Here is a 17,925-nt window from a genome sequence, read left to right as displayed (position 1 = left end):
GATTCAAACCGTTTATTGAGGAAATTAGGGTTTCTGCTGCTCAACAATTTCATAGGCCAGTCGCAAGCCATTCAACCCTGCTTGTAGTTTGGACCACGGACAACCTATGTTTAAGCGGAGAAAATCAGCTCCGTTGCCACCATAAACTGAGCCATCCATAATCGCCACCTTAGCTTGATTAACCAGTAAGTTCTGAAAATCCTTCATCGAGCTAGGCAATTGACTCATATCAATCCATAATAAATAAGTGGCTTCAGCCGGAACTACCGATAATTTAGGACAATATTGTTCAATAAATTCGATGGTTCTTTGTTCGTTCTGTTCAATATACTGATTTAGCTCATCTACCAAATCTCCGGCGTGCTGATAAGTATCCATGGTCGCTAACATGCCTAGATTACTCGGTGAGCTAAGCCCATCTGCTCCTTTAAGCAAACTTAAGAATTGGTCTCGTAAGTCCTGATCAGGGATCATTAGATATGAGAACAATAAACCAGCAAAGTTAAAGGTCTTGGAACCGGAACTAAGTAAGGCAACCCCTGTTTGCTTGAAATCTAGAATCGGATGGTGTTGTGTGCCCTGACGGACAATATCCATATGTATCTCATCGCTAATAATAAAAACTTGATATTGCTGACACAAATTAACGATCTTCTGTAATTCTTCCCGCTGCCATACCCGACCGGTCGGATTATGGGGCGAACAGAGTAACAAGATCCGATTTTGTGAATCTTGCATTAAGGACTCCAAATGATCACAGTTTATAGAATAGCGTCCCTCGTGATAGCAGAGTGGGTTCTCAACAACTTGACGTTGGTTGGTTCGAATCGTCTTATAAAAGGCATCATAAGCAGGTGTTTGAACAATCACTCCTTGGCCTTCTTGACTTAATAAACGAATTAATAAGGACACTGAATACATCACACTGGGGCTATATACCACCCAGTCTGAATCAATGGTTGAATCGAAGCGTTGCTTAAACCAAGACACAACACTTTCTTTAAAATCTGGATGATTCCAGCGGGTGTACCCTAAGATACCATGGTCCAGTCGTTTCTTCAAAAGCTGAATGGTAGATTCAGGCAAAGGAAAATCAGTATCTGAAATCGTGAAAGGCAGCAAGTCAGCTTTACCAAATCGATCATAAACATAATCCCATTGAGTACAATAGGTTCCCTTTCGATTGATGACTTGATCAAAGTTCATGAGTATCCCCACTCATCATATAATCTTCCAATTGATTGCGGACCGAAGTGACCTTCGTTCCGATAATGACTTGAACATTCTCTTTATCTAAGTGAACGACCCCTAGGGCACCGAGTTCTTTTAATCTCTCATCTTGAACTTGGTCGCCGTCAGCCAGCACTAAACGAAGACGGGTTACACAATTATCCAATGATAATAGATTATCTTTCCCACCTAAAGCAGCCAAGATTGCTGGAATATCATAGTCTGATTGCCCTTTGCTCTTCAACTCTTCCCGACTATATTCTGTTTCGCTAGCTAATTTCGCTCTTCCTGGTGTGGGTAAGTTCTTCTTAAGAATAACCGTCTTGAAGACGAAATAATAAATCGCAAACCAGATTAATCCAACCACTAAGACCAGATACCACTTAGTCTGATTACCTTGTAGAATTCCAAAGATAATAAAGTCTAGAATACCGCCATCCGTATTACCAATGGTCACACCAAGTAAGGCCATTGCCATGAAGCCGAGTCCAGTCATAATAACATGGAAGACCCACAATAAAGGACTCACAAATAGGAATAAGAATTCGATCGGTTCGGTAATTCCAGTCACAGCGGTAGCTACGACGCCAGAAATTAGCAAACCTTTAATGGAAGCTCGACGGTCAGCCGATGCTGTATGATACATGGCTAATGCGGCCGCAGGGAGACCGAAAATAAATGTCGGCATCTTACCTTGTGACAAGAAAGCTGTGGCTTGGGGTGAAATCGCTAAGCCTTTACTCAATTCTTCATAGAAGATATTTAAAGCTCCAGCAGTCTGGTGACCATCGACCAACATGGATCCTCCGGCTTCGGTAAAGCGAATCAGAGCAACCAAGATGTGATGTAAACCAAAAGGCAGTAAAAGGCGTTCCCCAGAACCAAATAAGAAAGGTCCAAAGACCCCAGAACTTTGAATGGCTTTACCAATTAGAGCAATAAACATGGCAAAGTAAGGCCAGATAAAGGGTAAGCCCAAGCCGACTAAGCCCATCAACAAGGAACTAATAATAGGTACAAAACGGACACCAGAGAAGAAAGAGAAACTATCATGTAATTGAATGTCAAAATATTTATTGTGTAACTTATAAACAATTAGCCCAGCAATAATTCCGCCGAGGACTCCCATCTCTAGCGTTTGAATGCCAAAGACCATCCCTTGACCTGCAGTCCGCATTTGATCTGCTTCAGCCAGCATTCCTCGAGCATTTAAGACGAAATTAATCGCTAAATGCATCACGGTGTAACCGACGAATCCGGAAAAGGCAGCTACCCCTTTTTCCTTGCGAACTAAACCGAGCGGAATCGCCATCGCGAACATCACGGGTAGATATGTAAAGGCAAAGCTCCCAATGGTCGACATGAAGGCAAAAATTAACTGCAGAATAGGATGCGCTAGAAATGGTAATTTATCCAGCACGGCTGGACTCGTAAATGAACTTCCTATTCCTAATAACAAGCCCATAAAGGCTAAAAGGGCTACCGGCAACATGAATGTTCGGCCTAAGCCTTGAAAGAATTCCATCATTGATGATTTCTTCTTCATTGAATCAACTCCTTTTTGACTCATTATACTGAAGAAAGCGAAATTCGAAAGCACTTACAAATAAGTTCGAAATAATTTCAATGACTTTCAAATATTTCCACTAATTTCCAGACTAAGAGATCGCAAAGATATTGCAAGCTGAGTCGCGAGCTAATATCGGCATCCAATTGATATCTAAGTGCGGTCGGTCCATAAAAATGCAGGGTGGATAAGCTTTGTAAGCTAGAATGCTGATTCCCAGTGATGCTGATTAGGCGGACCCGATTGTCGTGGATGCTTTGAGCCCAGTTAAGTAATAAGGGCGTTTCGCCAGTTTGGCTGATAAATATCGCTATGGATTGACCATCTAAGCGCTTGGAAACACGGGTTAAATCATCCCAATCACTGCGGGCATTGGCTGAGTAATTCAATTGTTGAAGTTTGCGGTTTAATTCCTTGCCAATACACTCGCTCCCGCCCACCGCGAAAATTTCGATATTCTCAGCATCATGAATAAAAGATACGGCTTGCTCAAGTGATGATTTATCCAGCTGTTGACAGGTTGTCTGGAGCTTAGTCTGAATCTCACTGAAATATGCCTGGTTCCCCGGCTTGATTGACCCATTATGAGCTGTTAGATCAGTCAACGTTGACTCTTCTTTCAAGAAACCGTATTTCATTTCTTTAAATCCGTGAAAGCCTAATTTCTGGGCGGTTCTGGAAATGGTTGAGGGTGAGATGTACAACTCCTTGGCCAACTGATTAATGGTGATTCGCTCGATATGTTGGGGGTACTGCAAGCAATAATCTAGGAGACGTTTCTCAGATTCACTGAGCTGAGCACGCATTTTGCTATATTTAATCTTCTGGTTCAATAACTTAGATCACCTCACTCAAACAATCGTCATAGTTGATTCATCATTTCTTGATTTGTCTTGTTGATGTTGCTTTAATTTTTCACCTTGGCAGAAAAAATTCTGGCTAAATTGACTTCTCAGAACCATTGACTTCCTGGCCATAATAGAAATATAGACGGAGGGCCAGATAAATCGCCGTCAACAATAATAGATTGATATAGAAACTGGTTGCCGGCATAAATCTTAAAGCTAGCACAATCAGTAAGCCACACCCCGTCTTGATAAAAATTTTAAGTAAACCTTGCCCAGGCCGATGGATAAAGAGATAAAGAAAGCGACAGACAAAAGCTAATAAAGCACCCACGGCTAAAATAATGCGTAAAGCTTTCTTGAAGAAATCACTGGCTGAGGAATTCGAATCTGTCCGTTCCGGTGAATTCATCTGCACACTGCCCGCCTCTAATTGAAACAATCGAGTAAGCAAGCGCCGGGACAACCAGTCCGGCTGACATTTATTGTGTTCCCATCGCTGAATCGTCTTAGGGACTACATAGATTTTATCTGCTAGCGTATATTGGGTCATTCCTAATTGTAGACGACGATGCTTGATAATTTCTCCAATTTGATCCATCATCTTCCTCTTTTCAGTCTTATTTATCTTACTGGCCGACCTGATCGCACTTACTTATTGCTACAGATAGTCTAATTGATTAATATTTTTGCGCAGAAATTCGTTAGCTTCTTGCAAGAGTTGTTTCTTACTTTCAAATTGTAAGTACTTCAAACAGGCTTGATAAGGTAAAATCAGTGCATGGCGCACTTCCTCTTCTTGGATCTTAATCTCCTCTTGGTCAAACTCCCCTAAGAAATAGATATTTTCTTTCTCTGCATTGTTCTTTTCAGGAAGAATATATCGTTCAACCTTACGAAAATTAGCCAACAGGCGCGGACGTACATCGACTTCTTCCTCGATTTCACGAAGTGCTGTCTCAACCTCACTTTCGTTCGCTTCTACATGTCCTTTGGGAAAACCAAAAGTCCCGTGTTGGTCTTCAATTAATAAATAATTAATTTCTTCGTGATTTCGAGTAAATAATACCGCCCCACAAGCTTTTTCTTTGGGCTCTCGAGCTTGAATCTTATCTGTTTGCTTCATCGACTCCACTCCTATCTTCTTTATATTATAGCGAAAAATATGAAATCCACCAATATGAGAATCAAAAAAGAGCCTCACTCAGTCAACGACTCCAGTGAGACTCTATATTAATCAAGTTGCGAGAGGGGAGCTACTTGATTACTTATGAATGTTTCCTTATTCGATTAACTCTAAATTAAATCATAGTCTTCTAAGAGTTCTTCGATAAAGGTATCCTCTGTTTTAGTGAGGATTTTCTTCATAAGCATTTGTTTAGAAAGTGGTAATTTCTGCTCGCTTAATTTTTGGCCATCGGCTAAACAATTGACTGCTTGCAGTAACATTCTTAAATCATAGGTAGAAGCAAATACTTCAGGCACACCACGATCGACATGAAGGAGTTGATAAACAGCTTCCATCGCAGTACGAACAGAATATTCAGTCGTGAAGACGGTATCTCGTTCTGTCTCAGCGAAATTACCAATAAAGGCTAGGTTCTTGGAGCCATGGGGTACTACTAAAGGACGGTCACCTTTGGCGCGCGGCATAAAGTATGCTGTAATATAAGGCATATATGTTGGTACCGTATTACATGATTCATTGGCTAAGCTTTCGATTTGATCGAGTGGTACTCCCATATGGTAGAGCCATTCTTGAGCAATTTCAGCCCCTGAACATTCGACAATTGGTTTCTTGATATAATCACCGGGAACGTCAGAATATAGGGCATAAATCCAAACAACTAATTGGTCATCGGCTTGTGCCTTGAATTGAGGTTGCCGGTTTAAAGTGAAACTCAATTGCCATTTGGAGTCGGTTACGGTTACGATACCTCCCGTCACTGTCTTACCAGAAAACGGATCCCGTTGACAAATTTTCTCAATATATGGAGGTATTTTATCATCTAAAGTTGTCGTTGTTGCTGAGACAAACCAGGCTTTCTTGGGAATATCTTGGTAGAATTTCTCAGGTCGGCCGAAGCTTTTATCTTGGGCAGCTAAATTGCGCCATAGTTTCCAAGATCCGCCCATCGCTTCCGTTGGGGGTGCTGGTGTTTGATTATCACCTCGAGTCGTGCTTTCGGTAATACTACCGTTTGTAACAAATACCAGATCGTTCTCGGTAAGGTCGATTGTTTTCTTTTCACCTTCTTGAGTCATTTCAATCTGTGTAGCCACTTTCTTATCATTAGAAGCATTGACTACAATGTTATCTACACGGGTATCATAAACAAATTCAACACCATGTTCTTCTAGATAAGCGACTAATGGTAGCACCAACGATTCATATTGATTATATTTGGTAAATTTCAAGGCTGAAAAATCAGCAATACCCGCAATATGATGGATGAAGCGCATTAAGTATCGGCGCATTTCCATCGCTGAATGCCAAGGCTCAAAAGCAAACATCGTCTTCCAATAAATCCAGAAATTAGATTTAAAGAATTCTTCACTAAAAACTTCTTCAATCGTGACATCATCCAGGTCTTCTTCTTTTCTTAAGCAAAGTTTGATAATCTCTGCTTGAGCTTGATCTGATAAGACCATTTTGCCATCCGAATCAATCCGTTGACCTTGCTTACGAATAATCCGACATCTTGAGAAATTAGGATCATCTTTATTTAACCAATAGAATTCATCCAAGACTGAGGCGTCATCGATTTCTAAAGAAGGAATCGAACGGAATAAATCCCACAAACATTCGAAATGGTTTTCCATTTCACGACCCCCACGTAAAACAAAGCCTTCATTGGGTACATAGGCTCCATCCAAGCTACCACCAGGCAGGGGCAGTTCTTCTAAGACATGAATGCGTTCGCCAGCCATCTGACCGTCACGGACTAGGAAACTAGCGGCCGCTAAGGAGGCTAGCCCTGAACCGATGATATAGGCAGATTTTTGGTCGACTCCGACAGGTTTTCTTGGGCGAGCAAATGCTTCGTAATTACCATTTGTGTAATACATAGATATCACTCCTTATTAATCTATGTATTCATTTTACTGCGATTAATCTCTACCTTACAGAGATAAAAGCTCCTCAGTGTCGCATAAGCGACAAATAGCGTATAATTGTCCACAAAAGAGGTGAAGCTATGAGTTCAAAAGATTTAAGAGCCCAGAAAACCGAACAAGCCCTACGAAACGCCTTCCTAGATTTAACTCGCCACCAATCCTTTGACAAATTAACTATTCAAGACCTGTGTAATCAGGCCCAAATTCGTCGTTCGACCTTTTATCGCCACTACCAAGATAAATTTGACTTCCTAGGTCAGCTCACCCATTATTTATTGGCCGAATTTAACCAAAAAAATCGTACCAGCTACTCCGTTCTTCAACCAGAGGATTTCTATCGGGCCGTAATCGAAGATATCCTAAATTTCCTCCAGGACTACCATTATCTATCTTTGAGTCTGCTTTCCAGTGACTACTATACCTTAATCGCTGATATCCTCTACCAGCAAATTTATCAGACCATCGCCAATCGCTTCCAACTGGAAAAGAAAAATGGCTTTGTCTTCTGTATGGAAGAAGAGCGGCTGGCCGAGTTCTTGGCCGGCGGCATTATCCGCGTTGTCTTTAACTGGGTTCGCAGTGGTCAAACCACTGAAATCGATCTACTGTCTGAACAAATTTATAAGATGTTGATTCAATTCTGGAAATCAATTCCGAATACTCAACAAAGCCAAGATTCTAGCGAATTAAATCAATAATAGCTTGATTTAGAATTCTCTTAAGGCTGTAGTGGAAGATGACTATATTCAGTAAATAAATTAACAGGGCAAAACTCATAAAAAGAGGCCATGGAAAATAATTCAGCAGAATTGGCAAGCTCAAATCAGGATTTAACCAAGAAGTGACGAGGATAACGATGGCTAACAGAATAAAGACGAGAACAAATGATTTAATTTGTTCCAAGCTATAATGTTTTTGATATTCAGCAGCTAAATCCTTGCGGTGAATTCCCAAAGATTGAAGGACACCAATCTCTTTACTTTGCGTCTGTAAAGCCAATTGAATTGAAGCATATCCATTGGTAAGATTAAAAATCAACACTAATAAAGCAGTAAAAAGAGCTAGGATGGCTAAGGATTTCAGATCTTTGATACGTGCAGCTTCTGCATCGCGGACATCGTTGATTCCAAAACGCTCATTGGGCGCTACTGTGTCCTTCAATCGCTGAACAACATATTCCTTCAAATCATCAATGATTGAAGGATCCACCTTTAATTTCAAGGAATAATTATGAGCGAATTTCTGCGAATGTTTCTTTTCTGAGTAGTCTTGCCAAGATTCCATATAGGTATGAAAAGTATCCATATCTGTATACATAAAGATTTGATAAGGCAATAAACGCTCCTGATAAATCCCTACATCATCAATCAGACGATCGATAGGCAATTTAAACGTGTCAGATTGCGTCAGCTGACTTTCAAGAATACTGTAATCAATAGATTCTAATGAAGAGAAATATGGAATATAATCTGCTTCATCAAGTGCTTGATTAGGATCGCTTTGTGTTTGGTTCAACAATAAAATTTCGCCTTTTTTGCCCCCAAGGTTGGCAAACGCTTGATCATCAAGCCCAAATAAGAATCCTTCTAGATATTCAGAATTTTCTCGTGAAAAAAGCTCTTCATTTAGTAAATTCTCCTCTAAAGCTTCAGAATAATTCAATTGAGGATCAATCATTAAATACTTTTGAGTACTTATAAAGGAAGATTCTGCTTCAATGCTCTCTTTTAAATCCTTCAATATTTCAGGTGTTTCGGCTTGTTGGGTTCGTAAATTAATTTCCAAATTATAGGCTGGTTGATAACTATAATGAACTCGGTAAAATCGAGCTATACCCCCTACAAAGCAAAGCAAGGCCACTATAAAAATCCCAATCATTGAAATATAGCGCTGGCTTCGAATAACCCTGGCGTTATTTCCATGAAGTTCTTGCCAGAAATTTGGCCGAGCTTTTCTTTGATAATGAGATAATTCAATATTCCCTCGCAATCCCTCAATGATAGAAATCTGACTTAATCTTCGTGCAGGTGCAATGATTGCTAAACTAATCATGACTAGCATCACTAGTAGGAAAGTCAGACTTATACCCAAATGATAGGGAATGCGAATTATAGGGACACCATTAATTTTTGCTAGTAGATTACTCAACAAATTGGTTAACACGAAGCCCGAACCATGCCCCAGAAGTAGGGGCACTATCGCAATCAGACTACCGTCCTTTAATAATTGTAAATATATTTGCCAAGATGTCGATCCAATTGATTTATACATGGATAACTCTCGAACTTTCTCCAAGCCCCAAACAGTAAAAATATTTTTGATAAAGAAAACCAAAACCAAGATTAAAATAACTAAGAAGAAACCATTTAATATCATGACTCGATTTCGTTGCCAAAAAGTTTGATCCGCACGATAATAGCTTACCCAACTTTGAACAAAGTTAATTTCAGGAGATTGTTTATGGGTTTCCTCTTGGATGATTCTTTCGAGCTCATCTTTATCTTGATATGCCGCGACAAAATTTGAAAAATTCAAAAATGTCTTTTCAATTTGATCCTTAGGATTCAACAAACGATAGGCTCCATGAAGCCCAGTCATTCGATTATATGGGTTATCGATGATGCCAACCAAGCGATATGACTCTGAGTCTTGAATAATAAAACTTTCTTGTGAGGTCAATGTCGCATCAATAGGAATCGCTTCCGATCCTAATTGGCGCTGTCCATAGTTCACTTCTATCTGATTATCCAATGATAGCCCTAAAGTGTCGACTAAATCTGCTGACAAGATGATTTCATTTGGCTTTTGAGGTAAGCGGCCCTTTAAAATCAATCCTGATCCTAACATCTTTAGATAATTTAAATCTACTGAACGAACAATTGTAAGCTGATCAGCAATCTGACTAACTTTTCTCGTGCCTTCATTAGCTACGCGTTCCACTTGTTTGACTTGATCAATTTTTCTACTTTCCTCAAGACTAAGCGGTTGATTCAATGCAGCCTGATAAGGTGATTCTAAAGTGAAAGCATCCTTAATTGTTTTCATTTGAATGTAGGAAAAGAAAAGAATAAATGTTATAAAGAGCGAACTGATGAAAATAGCCAAGATTAATGGCAGTCTTCGTTTACCCATTAGAATCATCTCCTACTAGCTGTCCATCAACGAAAGTTAGAATACGATCTGCTTGAAGAGCAATTGATTCATCATGAGTAATGATAATAATGGTTTGCTTTAATGAACGATTAAAATATTTCAATAGTTCAATGATTTCTTGAGAATTACCTCGGTCAAGATTTCCCGTTGGTTCATCTGCCAAAATAATCGCTGGACGATAGATTAGACTACGGGCAATAGCCACCCGTTGCTGCTGGCCACCAGAAAGTTCATTAGGAAAGTAGTCTAATTTATTTTCAATGCCTAATTTCCTTAAGAGTTCATCGCGGAAATTTAAATCAACAGGTCGATGATCTAGCTTCAATGGTAACTCAATATTGTGCTTAACTCTAAGATTAGGGATAAGATTATAGAACTGATAAATCAGACCCACTTTACGACGGCGAAACAACGCTAATTCTTTCTCGGAATAAGTAACTACATTGGTCCCTTCAATATATATATTTCCCGAAGTCGGACTATCTACTCCGCCGATCATATGCAAGAAAGTTGATTTCCCCGACCCACTCGGTCCAACCAATGCTATGAATTCACCTTTATCAACTTTCAAACTGACATCATTTACCGCATAGAGATCTTGCTTTCCCTGCTGGTAAATTTTTGTTAAATGTTCTGTTCTTAAAATCTCCATCGTATTGATGACCTCCTTCTACTGTCATCATACAAGGTCAATGTGATAAAGAAGTGACATGATAGAATTTAAACGAGAATTTGGCGCCCTGGTCTGTATTCATAACTTCAAGGTCCCCATGATGCTTTAGCATCACTTCTTTGGCGATTGCTAAGCCAAGTCCGAAACCATTGGAATCGGGTTGCTTATAAAAACGCTGGAAAATCTTGCTTTGTGAATCTTCGTCAATTCCCCCACCATCATCTTCTATTTCAATTTGATGGTAAATGGGATTCTGACGCAAAGAAATAATAATTTTTCGAGTAGTTTGCTGTTGAAGAGCATTCTTCAATACATTAATCAATGATTCGGCCAACCAATAAAAATCTCCTTCAATCAGATCTGACTCGCCTTGGCGAATAATCTGAACACTGTGGACATCCATGTCTTCTTCTAATATTTCTAGAGCATAGTCAACCAACTCATTACTATAAATTATTTCGACCTGCATCGACTTATCTGGCACTTGTAGACTGGCTAATTTCAATAATTGTTCACTCAACACTTGAAGCCGAGTAAATTGACTTTCTAATACCGCTAACTTTTCACTAGAAGCCTGTCCCTGTCTCAGTTTTTCGATATTTAAGGAAATGCCTGTCATGGGTGTTTTAATTTGATGGGCAATATCTTCTAGATTCTGACTTTGAAGGGCAGCCATGGCCTGAGTTTGTTCACGCTCTTCGATTAATTCAAGAAATAATTTATAAATTTGATCTTCCAAAAGGGCAAAATCATCTTGTTTCATGGTCATCCTATAATTTTGATGATACATTTGATCAATATATTCAAGGATTTCACGGATTCTTCGACTTTGACGACAACGAAGCCATAAGTAAACCACTAGAATGCTTAATGGCCAAAATATTAATACCATAATTTACTCCATTCTATAACCAATCCCACGAACTGTTGTAATAATGCTTTTATCACTTTTATCACGAATTCGTTTAATGGTCGCGGTTAAAGTATTATCATTGACAAACTTTTGTCGTTGATCCCAAAACCGTGCCAATAATTGTTGACGAGTGAAAATTTGCTGGGGATGAAGAATAAAGTGAGCTAGTATCTCATATTCCAAAGCGGTCAATTCTAGGAGCCGCTGGCGATAAGTAATTTGTCCTTGGTCAGTATTTAATGAACAGGATTTATATTTTATGATTGATCCTGACTTTATGGTAGATTGGCGTAAACACACATCGATTCTCGCTCGTAAAACTGCTAAATCAAAGGGTTTCGTTAGATAATCGTCCGCCCCTTGGTCTAAGGCAGTCACGATATCTCGCGGTTTATTTTTAACCGTTGTAATAACCACTTTACTACCTTGTTTCCTAGCTATGGGTAATAAATCTAATCCATCTCCATCAGGAAGATTTAAATCAAGAATAATTAAGGAATATCCCGCCATTATTTTTAGTTTAGCCGTCAGATAATCTTGGCTAATATCAACCTGGTAACCTAGATTAATTAAATAGCTTTGAACTGCTTGTCCAATGACCGGATCATCCTCGATGAGTAACAACTTAGCATTCAAGGACCCTCACCCTTTCTTTAATAAATATTGATGACTTCTTTATTATACCATTGTTGCTGTAGCTAAATAGATGCTTCTTGAGCGTTGTTAATGACATTTGTCATCTAACTGATGACATCCGCCAATTACTTTTTAACCGGTTTCATGCCATAATGAATCTGAAAGAAAAGTAAAAAGGAGGGCGCCCAATGAACATCGTCGAAATGGAAAATGTGGTGAAACGTTATCAACAAACGCTGGCCTTAGATCACTTTAATCTACAAGTCCAAGCAGGAGAAATCTATGGCTTACTCGGTCCAAATGGCTCGGGAAAGACAACCGCCATTAATTGCCTACTCTCTTTACTCAAATTTGAGAAAGGATCCATCAAAATTTTTGGTCAGCCGATGTCGCCAGATAACTATGGTGTCAAACGCAGGATTGGCTTAGTGATGCAAAATGTCGGCGTCTATGATGAATTAACCGTCTATGAAAATATTGATTATTTCTGTAGCTTATATATCGATAATAGCAAGCAACGCAAAGACTTGGTCCAACAAGCAATCGAATTTGTTGAATTAGAAGATTTTGTCAAGTATCGACCACAGAAACTATCTGGGGGGCTTTTACGACGTCTGAATTTGGCTTGCGGAATCGCCCATCAGCCTGAATTGATTATTTTGGATGAACCAACGGTAGCTGTCGATCCTCAATCTCGCAATAAAATCCTGCAAGGGATTAAAGATTTAAGGAATCAGGGCAAGACGATTATCTATACTACCCACTATATGGAAGAAGTGGAAGCCCTGTGTGATAGCATCACCATTATGGATCGGGGCAAAGAACTCGTGTCGGGCACCAGCGAGCAAATTAAGGCGCTCTCAGTCAGTGGGGATGTGGTCCAAGTTGAAAGTTATGCCCTGCCTGAAGGTTTTATCCAAGAACTGTCCCAGTTTCCTGGTGTTCAATCGGTTCAACCTTTAGATAAAGGGCTCGAAATCCGCTTTGAGAAGAACAGTCAACAAATTGTTCCCCTAATCCATCACTTTGACCAAGCTCAAATCGATATTCTCAACCTAACCATCCAAAAACCTAGCCTCAATGATGTCTTCCTGGAGATTACTGGGAAGGAGTTGCGTGACCATGCTTGAACACCTCCATTATGAATTTAAGAAATTTTACCGTAACCGTGATGGGGCTTTGTTCGGCATCTTATTTCCGATTGGTTTTGCCCTGATCTATGTCTTTGCTTTTTCGAATCTTTTGTCAGACGAAGCTACTTTCGACCCCCTACCGGTCGCCACCATATTTGAAAATCAGCCGGAACAAATTAGTCAAGTGTTAGATAATATTGGTCGTCCAGGTGAAATTGTTGATGACCAAGTCCAAGCACTAGAGCCAACTAAAGAAGATGCTATGGACCTAATCATCTATGTGCCCTTGAGCGAAGCGGAGGCTGACCGCTACCTCGAACAACAAATCTTCAGTCATAAATTAATTCTCCGTCAAGATCAGGAGCAAATCAAGGCAGACTTAGAAATATTACCAGCAGCGACCAAAAGTTTATCAACCAGTGTCCTCTACCAAGCTTTAGAATCTGTTCTAAGTATTCAACAGGTCATCCAGCGCCAAATCAAGACCCATCTTGATCAACCACTCTCTTTATTAGAGATGCAGAAGAATCTATCCTCTGGAATTCAACCCCAAACGATTATCCAAGCGCAGGGGAATAAAGGCAGTTCAGGATTTACGGTCTTCTTCTATGCCTGTCTGGGCTATATCTGTATTTATTTTATGACATCGGGCAGTCAGATTATCATCAACAATCGGGCTGATCGTGTCGTCCAAGCTGGCCGATTAGAGATTGCTCCCCTGCCTCATCGGCTCCAGATTCTACGATCTTTTATCCCAGTGGCTGTCAGTTCACTCTGCTTGACCTATCTCGCTTATGCTATCTTTGTCATCGCTAAGATACCCTTAGGTCCCTATCACCTTGAAATTCTATTATTACTGACATTGGGGGTCCTGACCGGTTTATTACTAGGTATGGTTCTCGCCCTAATTCTTCCGGTAAGTCCTGAACAGATCTCAGCGATTATGAGTGTGATTGGTCTGATTCTGGGTGCGTTTGCTGGTTTAATGGCCCCGCCACTAACAGCATGGTTGCAGAAGAACCTAAGCTGGGTTAACGTGATCAACCCCGTTGCTTTAGTCAGCAAAGGGATTTATTATTTAAATAATTATCCCAGCCAGCAACAATATCAGCAGAACTTGCTCATTCTAGCCAGCTATGTCGTCGGCTTAAGTTTAATTATCTTCCTAGGAACAGGAGGGAAGCGTTATGAAACTCTTTAAATTATTCTTCCGACTGGCCCGAAAATATAAAATATATTATTTGATTACCATTATTTTATTACTGGTCGTCACCTTACCCTTAAAAGGTAATTCAGCCTTTCAAAACGATCAGGAATTTCAAAGTTTTGATTTCAAAATTACCATCTTCAATCAAGATCAAAGGTCAATTTCTAGGCATTTAGTTAACTATTTAGCAAGTAAGGCCGAAATCGTCGAACTAGAAGATGATGCCGAAGTGAAGGCGGATGCCCTTTACAACTTTGATACTTATTACATCTTAACGATTCCTGAACATTGGTCAGAGACGATTCTGACTGATAAGACCATTCCACCATTAGCAAAGCAGCCTACTGCCGACAGCGAAGCTGAAATTTATATTGATAATATCATCTTTACTTATTTGAAAAGTCTGGAAGCCGAAATAATCAATTTCAATCAGAATTCCGACGATGAAACCATTCAGCGCTCTTTAAATCAAATGCAGGCTGATTTACAGCCCCATATTCAACCACATGTGATTCGCCAAGAAAATCAGCAGAATAATGTTAGAAATTTTGGTTTAATCTACTGTTCGATGATTGGTTTTGTCACGATGATGACCTTTATCAAAGTGATTGGTGGAGTCCAACGTTCAACCCAAAATCCAGAAATTAAAAAAAGAGACCACCTCAGTAAAATGACTGAATTTTCTCGAACCAGTCAACTCTGGTTCGCCTCATTGACTTGGGCCTTTACTTATTGGCTAATGCTAATGATGCTGGGACTGATTATTTTTGGCTTCGAGCCCTTGTTCCAAACCCAAGGTCAACTCTACATGCTGAATGCCTTGCTGGCGATATTCGGTATTCATGGATTGGCCTATTTACTTTCTACCTTAGCCCAAAAAAAGGGCGTGATTGATTTCCTATCCATTGGCTTAAGTCTACTCTTGTCCTTCTTCTCTGGTGTGTTCGTTCCTTTGCAAATTATTGACCCAACCATGAAGAAGCTAGCATCCTTAGCCACACCAATCTGGCAAGTCCAAACCAATGAAATGATTGCTAACTTATCTAGCTTTGACTGGGCTCATAGTCAAGCAATCTGGCGCAATTTTGGCATCCAAGTGCTGATTATCCTCGCTTATTTCGCTATCAGCTATATGATCCAGCGTCATCGATTTATGAATAGAGTAAATTAAATGATTGATAAGCGGTAGCTTAGACGGCTTGAATCCCCTTTCATTTAGTTTTATAATTAAATTGTGAACAAATGAACAGGAGGATTGCTATGAAACAAGACTTTGTGAATAATGATTTTGCTGATATTTTACTCAATCGCCACTCTATCCGTCACTTCGACCCGAAAGTAAACATTGATCGCCAAACGATGACCGATATGATTTCAGCCACCATTACGGCTCCCTCAGCCTGTAATCTGCAGGCTTGGAAGTTTATCGTTGTCGATACCGAAGCCGGCAAGGACAAATTAAGACAATGCTTTATGAAGTTTAATTCTCCTCAATTGGAAACTTGTGCCGCCATGGTCGTCATCTTCGCCGATGCCCTAGCCTTCCATTCCTATCGAGATTTGTGGGATCAAGCTTACCAAGCTGGTCGAATCACGGCCGAGAAACGCGATGAAGTTCTGGCTACTTTCTTACCTCTATATGAAAGAGCCCCCAAGGAAATGCTCATCGTCGATGCCCAACGGGATGCCTCTTTGGCTGCGATGCAGCTCATGTTGATTGCCCGGGCTTACGGTTATGATTCTAATCCGATTGCTGGCTACGATGGCAAGCAATTGACTCAATTACTTGATTTGGATCCTGAACGTTATACGCCATGTATGGCCCTAGCTATTGGTAAAGCCGATCCTGACCATGCCGAAGAAGAAGTTAAATCTATCCGTTATGCCCTTGAAGATGTATTAAGCTTCGTCGATTAAGTGGTCAGATGAATCGATGATGCCTAGCTTAACCATCAAATTAGCAATTTTCGCTTGACCTATTTATCATGTCATGAAATTAAGGTCATTTATAGCTAACTTTGATTAATTCGAACACAACAGTTTGTCTTAATACTGTAGTAAAGATAAACTAAGAATCCACCAAGCAATTTCTTAGCCTGAACGACTAAGAAATCCTGCCTTGGTGGATTTTAGCTATATTATTTTTCTAATATTTTCTGAGCTTGGGCTTGATAGTGCTTGTATAGTAAAGCCAAGCCGTCAGCGACTTTGGGAATCCAAGGTTTATTGCGACCACAGAAATGGAGAAAGACCGTATGGACCATCACCCAATCTGAATTCCATTCACCGCGCGACAAGCTTTCATAAATAAAACCATAGCGTGTATCATAGTTATAGACTTCGTCGGGAAGTGAAATAATCTCCGGTCCATAGAGACCATTTAAAACATCTTGATCCGGCAAAAATAGAGTCCGATAATTGTCCTCAATAAAAGCAAAAATATCTTCTCGTCGAACTTGTTGGCGAATTTGCTTAAGATTCATTAACAGGACACCCGAATTGAAATACTCGGTCACTTCAGCCAGACCTAAACGCTTCTGATTGAATTTATTTAATAAATTACCAACCTTGGTATGACTTGCTGCCGCATATAAATTCAAGCCTAAATCTAACTTATAAAGATTAGAAAAATCATTAATACAAAGAATATCAGCATCTAAGTAGAGAATTCGATCTAAATCCTCCGGTAAGAATTCATGGGCTAAGAGCCGATAATAAATGGTTTCTGGATACCGGTCGGTGGTTGGCGCATCAGAAAACCCGGTCTGACCAATAATTATGGGTTGATAGTCATAGCCCAGCTTATTAATAAAATCCGTTATCTTATCGGTCTCCTTTAGGGCCTCTTTTTGTAGAATATAGACGCTCATCTTTTCTTGATGATGACAAGAAATAGAATATAGTGTGGTCAACATTTGATCGACAAAATTATCATCGATTGAAAATAATAGATTCATGGGACTTCCTTCCTAGATCATAGACAACTTCCTTCAATAAATTCCTAGGGATGTTTTAAGAGTAAAGCAGCAACTTCGATCAAACGAACCGACAAATCGTAGTTGGCCCCAACCAAGTTAAACACTTCATCTTCAGAAAGAACGCCTTGTTTGACTTCGGCCGGAATAATTCCTTGGTTGCTGTCATCCACATCTTGGCGAAATTCTTGACTTCCGTAATAATCTAATAAGCGCTGGTAGTCTTCTTCGGAGTCTACGAGTTGTGACAGGGCCTGGTCCAATGTTTTGACAAGCTGCCAACGACGATCTTTGACTGCCTCCATATATTCGACCCACTCGATCCGCTGCTTTAATTGAGTTTCTTCTTTTCCTGCTTCAGGTTGATGAGATGACATCGAGGGTTCCACTCCTTTTGATCTTTTCTCTATCATCCACCAATCATGAAAGATTTGCAAGAATCTTCTTTCAGAAATCAATGATATAAATATATAAAT

At 39.9% G+C, this 17,925-nt stretch carries 17 protein-coding genes; 5 read left to right on the top strand and 12 right to left on the bottom strand.

What is annotated here, in order from left to right; translation table 11 throughout:
* Window positions 1-24: 24 nt before the first annotated feature.
* From BMX34_RS06705 to BMX34_RS06680, 6 genes are all read right to left on the bottom strand, one after another.
* Window positions 25-1,206, bottom strand: a complete 1,182-nt coding sequence (locus BMX34_RS06705; RefSeq protein WP_092572054.1) for a MalY/PatB family protein — start codon at window positions 1,204-1,206, stop codon at window positions 25-27.
* The gene (gene malX, locus BMX34_RS06700; RefSeq protein WP_092572052.1) at window positions 1,196-2,776 is read right to left on the bottom strand and encodes a maltose/glucose-specific PTS transporter subunit IIBC; all 1,581 of its coding nucleotides are present in this window, start codon (window positions 2,774-2,776) and stop codon (window positions 1,196-1,198) included. Before malX ends, BMX34_RS06705 begins: the two co-directional genes overlap by 11 nt.
* 77 nt (window positions 2,777-2,853) lie before the next feature.
* The gene (locus BMX34_RS06695; protein ID WP_092572051.1) at window positions 2,854-3,630 is read right to left on the bottom strand and encodes a MurR/RpiR family transcriptional regulator; all 777 of its coding nucleotides are present in this window, start codon (window positions 3,628-3,630) and stop codon (window positions 2,854-2,856) included.
* 106 nt (window positions 3,631-3,736) lie between these two features.
* Window positions 3,737-4,243, bottom strand: coding sequence for a helix-turn-helix domain-containing protein (locus BMX34_RS06690; RefSeq protein ID WP_092572049.1), 507 nt, complete (start codon window positions 4,241-4,243; stop codon window positions 3,737-3,739).
* Window positions 4,244-4,303: 60 nt separating this feature from the next.
* Window positions 4,304-4,768, bottom strand: coding sequence for an NUDIX domain-containing protein (locus BMX34_RS06685; RefSeq protein ID WP_092572048.1), 465 nt, complete (start codon window positions 4,766-4,768; stop codon window positions 4,304-4,306).
* A gap of 170 nt (window positions 4,769-4,938) precedes the next feature.
* The gene (locus tag BMX34_RS06680) at window positions 4,939-6,711 is read right to left on the bottom strand and encodes an oleate hydratase (RefSeq protein ID WP_092572046.1); all 1,773 of its coding nucleotides are present in this window, start codon (window positions 6,709-6,711) and stop codon (window positions 4,939-4,941) included.
* 128 nt (window positions 6,712-6,839) lie between these two features.
* Here BMX34_RS06680 and BMX34_RS06675 point away from each other — a divergent pair, with 128 nt between their 5' ends.
* Window positions 6,840-7,457, top strand: a complete 618-nt coding sequence (locus BMX34_RS06675) for a TetR/AcrR family transcriptional regulator (protein WP_092572044.1) — start codon at window positions 6,840-6,842, stop codon at window positions 7,455-7,457.
* Here BMX34_RS06675 and BMX34_RS06670 read toward each other — a convergent pair.
* The 4 genes from BMX34_RS06670 to BMX34_RS06655 are packed head-to-tail and all read right to left on the bottom strand — an operon-like array spanning window position 7,438 to window position 12,134.
* The gene (locus tag BMX34_RS06670; RefSeq protein ID WP_159428878.1) at window positions 7,438-9,891 is read right to left on the bottom strand and encodes an ABC transporter permease; all 2,454 of its coding nucleotides are present in this window, start codon (window positions 9,889-9,891) and stop codon (window positions 7,438-7,440) included. The genes BMX34_RS06675 and BMX34_RS06670 overlap by 20 nt on opposite strands.
* Window positions 9,884-10,564 (bottom strand): ABC transporter ATP-binding protein, encoded by a 681-nt coding sequence (locus BMX34_RS06665; protein ID WP_092572040.1) that lies wholly within the window; start codon window positions 10,562-10,564, stop codon window positions 9,884-9,886. Before BMX34_RS06665 ends, BMX34_RS06670 begins: the two co-directional genes overlap by 8 nt.
* A 37-nt stretch (window positions 10,565-10,601) precedes the next feature.
* The gene (locus BMX34_RS06660) at window positions 10,602-11,477 is read right to left on the bottom strand and encodes a sensor histidine kinase (protein WP_092572038.1); all 876 of its coding nucleotides are present in this window, start codon (window positions 11,475-11,477) and stop codon (window positions 10,602-10,604) included.
* Window positions 11,478-11,480: 3 nt separating this feature from the next.
* The gene (locus tag BMX34_RS06655; protein ID WP_092572036.1) at window positions 11,481-12,134 is read right to left on the bottom strand and encodes a response regulator transcription factor; all 654 of its coding nucleotides are present in this window, start codon (window positions 12,132-12,134) and stop codon (window positions 11,481-11,483) included.
* Between the two features lie 188 nt (window positions 12,135-12,322).
* Here BMX34_RS06655 and BMX34_RS06650 point away from each other — a divergent pair, with 188 nt between their 5' ends.
* The 4 genes from BMX34_RS06650 (at window position 12,323) to BMX34_RS06635 (ending at window position 16,391) form a co-directional block, all read left to right on the top strand.
* A complete protein-coding gene (locus BMX34_RS06650) occupies window positions 12,323-13,264 on the top strand; it encodes an ABC transporter ATP-binding protein (RefSeq protein ID WP_200793423.1) in 942 nt (313 codons plus the stop codon).
* Window positions 13,257-14,468, top strand: a complete 1,212-nt coding sequence (locus BMX34_RS06645; protein ID WP_159428877.1) for an ABC transporter permease — start codon at window positions 13,257-13,259, stop codon at window positions 14,466-14,468. Before BMX34_RS06650 ends, BMX34_RS06645 begins: the two co-directional genes overlap by 8 nt.
* The gene (locus BMX34_RS06640) at window positions 14,455-15,645 is read left to right on the top strand and encodes an ABC transporter permease (protein ID WP_092572032.1); all 1,191 of its coding nucleotides are present in this window, start codon (window positions 14,455-14,457) and stop codon (window positions 15,643-15,645) included. The genes BMX34_RS06645 and BMX34_RS06640 overlap by 14 nt, the downstream gene beginning before the upstream one ends.
* Before the next feature lie 89 nt (window positions 15,646-15,734).
* The gene (locus BMX34_RS06635; RefSeq protein WP_092572030.1) at window positions 15,735-16,391 is read left to right on the top strand and encodes a nitroreductase family protein; all 657 of its coding nucleotides are present in this window, start codon (window positions 15,735-15,737) and stop codon (window positions 16,389-16,391) included.
* Window positions 16,392-16,612: 221 nt separating this feature from the next.
* Here BMX34_RS06635 and BMX34_RS06630 read toward each other — a convergent pair whose 3' ends face one another.
* Together BMX34_RS06630 and BMX34_RS06625 are read right to left on the bottom strand one after the other, a co-directional pair.
* Window positions 16,613-17,431, bottom strand: coding sequence for a glycosyltransferase family 8 protein (locus tag BMX34_RS06630; protein ID WP_092572028.1), 819 nt, complete (start codon window positions 17,429-17,431; stop codon window positions 16,613-16,615).
* A 44-nt stretch (window positions 17,432-17,475) separates the two neighbouring features.
* Entirely contained in the window at window positions 17,476-17,826 is a 351-nt protein-coding gene (locus BMX34_RS06625) for a DUF4298 domain-containing protein (protein WP_159428876.1), read from the bottom strand.
* Between the last annotated feature and the right edge of the window lie 99 nt (window positions 17,827-17,925).

Source organism: Ignavigranum ruoffiae (genome assembly GCF_900110675.1).
GTDB classification, from domain to species: domain Bacteria; phylum Bacillota; class Bacilli; order Lactobacillales; family Aerococcaceae; genus Ignavigranum; species Ignavigranum ruoffiae.
The sequence above is the reverse complement of the archived record's forward strand: the minus strand, read 5'-3'. Positions and strand labels throughout refer to the sequence as shown.